Annotated in this window: 4 protein-coding genes and 1 riboswitch; all 4 genes read left to right on the top strand. The window is 25.2% G+C overall.

Annotated features, from left to right (window positions below):
- Window positions 1-53: 53 nt before the first annotated feature.
- On the top strand, window positions 54-722 hold the full coding sequence (locus Q0V09_RS09105) for a cupin domain-containing protein (protein ID WP_297488734.1): 669 nt from the start codon (window positions 54-56) through the stop codon (window positions 720-722).
- 37 nt (window positions 723-759) lie between these two features.
- Window positions 760-1,962: a hemerythrin domain-containing protein gene (locus Q0V09_RS09110; protein ID WP_297488737.1), complete on the top strand. Its 1,203-nt coding sequence runs from the start codon at window positions 760-762 to the stop codon at window positions 1,960-1,962.
- Window position 1,963: 1 nt separating this feature from the next.
- The gene (locus tag Q0V09_RS09115; protein ID WP_297407951.1) at window positions 1,964-2,146 is read left to right on the top strand and encodes a DUF1858 domain-containing protein; all 183 of its coding nucleotides are present in this window, start codon (window positions 1,964-1,966) and stop codon (window positions 2,144-2,146) included.
- Window positions 2,147-2,316: 170 nt separating this feature from the next.
- Window positions 2,317-2,492: riboswitch (cobalamin riboswitch) on the top strand.
- A 47-nt stretch (window positions 2,493-2,539) separates the two neighbouring features.
- Window positions 2,540-3,638: TonB-dependent siderophore receptor (locus tag Q0V09_RS09120; protein WP_297488740.1), on the top strand; the 1,099-nt coding region annotated here is incomplete at its 3' end.

A 3,638-nucleotide genomic window follows, 5' to 3' on the forward strand; every position in this document is an offset into this window, starting at 1 on the left:
ATATAATTAATTATAAAATAATTATATGAATATATTAAAATTAGGAGGTTGTTATGAGTACTTTTAAAAATATTCAATCTGAAAAATCAATTGATTTAAAAAACTTAGTTCCATACAGTGACAATGCAATAAATAGCATTATGTTAGCTTTAACAAAAGATTTAAATATAACAATTTTTTCATTTGATAAAAATGAATTTATTAATGAACATTCTGCACCAGCAGATGCATTAGTTTATATTTTAGAAGGAGAACTAGAAATTTCAATTGATAAAAAAATATATATAGTGAAAGAAAATGAAATGATTTTAATGCCAGCTAAGGTTCTACATGCTTTAAAAGCTTTAGATAAAAGTAAAATGTTACTTATTATAGTTAAAAAAGAGGAAAGTTCTGGAGGATTTATAAATATAGATTATTCACTTAATAAAGACTTTACTCAATTTATTCAAGGGTTTAAAGGTGGAATTGTTAGTAAAAGAGTTATAAACACAGATAATTTAAGTTCTCTTTTATTTGATATATCTAATTGCGAAGAGATTGAACATAATCAAGTAGAAGGTGAAACTTTTATATTAACTTTAGATGGAGAATTACAAATTACTACAAATGAGAATAATCATTCTGTTAAAAAAAATCAAGTATTTCTAGTTCCAAATGATACTCTTTATGAGTTAAAATCAACTATTGATAGTAAATTTTTATTAATAGAAATAAATTAATGAAGATTTCTATATCTTCATTACACGAGGTGATATTATGAGTTTATTTTTAGGAAAGGTACATTATTTATTATTTAATAAAATTTTATGGTTTCAAGATTTAGAAGATGAAATTGTAGAATTTGCTAAAAATGAAAATTTAAATGTTAAAGAAATAAGTGATAGAGTTAACGTCTCTTATGGCAATAAAATTACTAATAGAAATTTAGAAGAGATTATAGATAGAGAAAATATTCATCAGTGGCTACAAAATAGAATTAACGCCTCTGAAGGAAGGATTGCATGTTGGATCAAAGAGATCTTAATCAATTGTAACAACTCCTTTGAAAAATTAGAGTTGATTTTTAAAGGAAAAGGGATAAATGATGGGAAAATAATCTTAAGTACCAAAGATATTAAAAATGCCAAAGATATTTACATTGCTATGAATGATTTTATTTTAGATGGAATGCCATGTGATAAAGTTAATAGCATTTTAATTTTAGAAGATGATTTAATACAGTGGAAAAGAGCATTTTGTTCTCATGAACATATTTGGAGTAAAGAAAATATTGATGTAGATGTTTTTTATAACTTTAGAAAATTATGGGTTGAAAGTTTTGTTAATGAAATTAATAATAATTATGAGTATTTAGAAAATTATGATATTTTTGAAATTAAGAAGAAAAAAATATTAAATAAAAATGCTATTGAATTAATGAAGGAAGAACACGATAACATAAAAATTATGTTAAAAATAATTAGAAAAATATGTTATGAACTCCTTGAAAAAAATCTAATTAATTACAAAGATTTTAATTTAGCTCTTGATTTTATAGTTAATTATGCAGATGCTCATCACCATCAAAAAGAAGAATTAATTCTTTTTAAAGAAATGACCACCAATCTAGGAGAACTTGCTGAAACAATTATAAAAAATGGAATGTTAGTTGAACATGATTTTGGAAGATTATATATAAGAGATTTAAAAATTGCAATTGATAACTTTAGAACTGGAAATAACGAGGCTAAATTAGATATAATTGCAAATGCTATTTCATATACACACTTACTTGAGAGACATATTGATAAAGAAGATAAAGTTATCTATTCATATGCTGAGAGAGAATTATCTAAAAATATAATATTAAAAATAGATGAAGATTGTTGTGAATATGAAACTTTAAATTCCAATGAAAAAATAAGATGTTTAAATATTTTAAACACTTTAGAAAATAAATACTTAAAGGAGGAAAAATAGGATGATAACTAAAGATACTGTAATAGGGGATATTTTAAAAATGAATGAAAATGCTGCTAAAATTTTAATGGATTTTGGAATGGGGTGTTTAGGTTGTCCTTCATCAACTATGGAGACTTTAGAACAGGCTTGTTTTGTTCATGGTCTTAATTTGAGCGAAGTTTTAGAGCAGTTAAATAAATAAAAATTCCTAAAATTATAAGCTAAAACCATGAAACTAGACACTTGAAAAAGAGGATCTAGTTTCATGGTTTTTTTGATGCTAGAATTTAAGGAAAAAATGATTGTTTTATATTTATGTATATATAATAGTTATACCTGTTGAATTAATATGGGAAGTTATGATAGTATATAATACAATTTAGATGTTTAGGTGCTGAAAAAGCTTAATAAAGGAAGTGGGTGAGAATCCCACACAGTGAAAACTGCTGTATGGTGGACGAAATCACGTTATACCACTGGGAAACTGGGAAGGTGTGAAAGTAGGATGAAACTAAGTCAGAAGACTTACCAAATAGTCAATATATAGTTTTTGTGCAGCTCTTAAAATATTTAAAAAATATTTAGGAGGAGTATTATGTATACAAAAATATCAATACTAGCATTATTTTTAGCTTCAAATTTATATGGTCAAGATAATAGTTTGGCAATAAAACTTGAGGAATCAACAATAACTGCTGAAAGATATGAGGAAACACCAGTTATTGAAACATCAAGAAATATCACAGTTATAACAGAGGAAGAGATAAAAAAAAGAGGGTATAAAAATTTACAAGAATCTTTAGTAGATATTCCAGGAATATCTTTTTCAGGAGGAAACTTATCTATGAGAGGGCAGGTTCCTAATATGGGAAATAAAACTCTTATTGTTTTAGTAGATGGAGTTCCTCAAAATGGAATTGATAATAGATCCTTTGATTTAGATTTTATCCCTGTGGAACAAATAAAAAAAGTAGAAGTACTCCCTTCAGGTGGTGCAATTATGTATGGAGGAAATGCAACAGCAGGAGTAATTAATGTAATAACTAAAAAAAATAAAGATTTAAAACAATGGGGAAGTACTGGTTTTAGACTAGGATCTTTTAATGAAAAAAAATACAATGTAAACTATGGAACATATATAACAAAAAATACATCAATAGATATGAAATATGTAAAAACTAATAAAGATGAGTACAGAAATTATGCAAAAAAAGATTTAGATTTTGCAGAAATAGGAGTTGCTCATAATTTAGAAGATGGAACTCTTGGGTTTAAATATATTCGTAATGAAAGAAAATCAAGGGGATCTAGTTATTTAACTAAAAAAGAATATGAAGATGATAGAAGACAAAATGAGTTTTATAAAGGTAAATTAGCCACAAATAAACAAGATAAATATATTTTAGATTTTAATAAAAAACTAAATTCAAAATTAACACTTTCAGCAATTGGAGAGTATAGAGAGAGAAAATATACGTATAGTTATCCTGAAAAAGATTTAGTTCCAAAATATAAGGGAAGAATAAAAAATACGAAATCATATTATACAAATACTCAGTTAAAATACTCTTATGGTGAAAATAGTAATATTATTTTAGGTGGAGATTATTCTAAGGCAAGAGTTAAAGAGGATTATTATAAAAAAGCAAAGTATTCATCATATACAAAAACTAATTATAATGCTATTGGTGGAT

The organism is uncultured Cetobacterium sp. (assembly GCF_947039425.1).
Classification (GTDB): domain Bacteria; phylum Fusobacteriota; class Fusobacteriia; order Fusobacteriales; family Fusobacteriaceae; genus Cetobacterium_A.

What these genes read in the sequence shown, in the direction of transcription:
- Q0V09_RS09110 (WP_297488737.1), top strand. Translation starts at nt 760, where the DNA reads ATGAGTTTATTTTTAGGAAAGGTACATTATTTATTATTTAATAAAATT.
- Q0V09_RS09105 (WP_297488734.1), top strand. Translation starts at nt 54, where the DNA reads ATGAGTACTTTTAAAAATATTCAATCTGAAAAATCAATTGATTTAAAA.
- Q0V09_RS09115 (WP_297407951.1), top strand. Translation starts at nt 1,964, where the DNA reads ATGATAACTAAAGATACTGTAATAGGGGATATTTTAAAAATGAATGAA.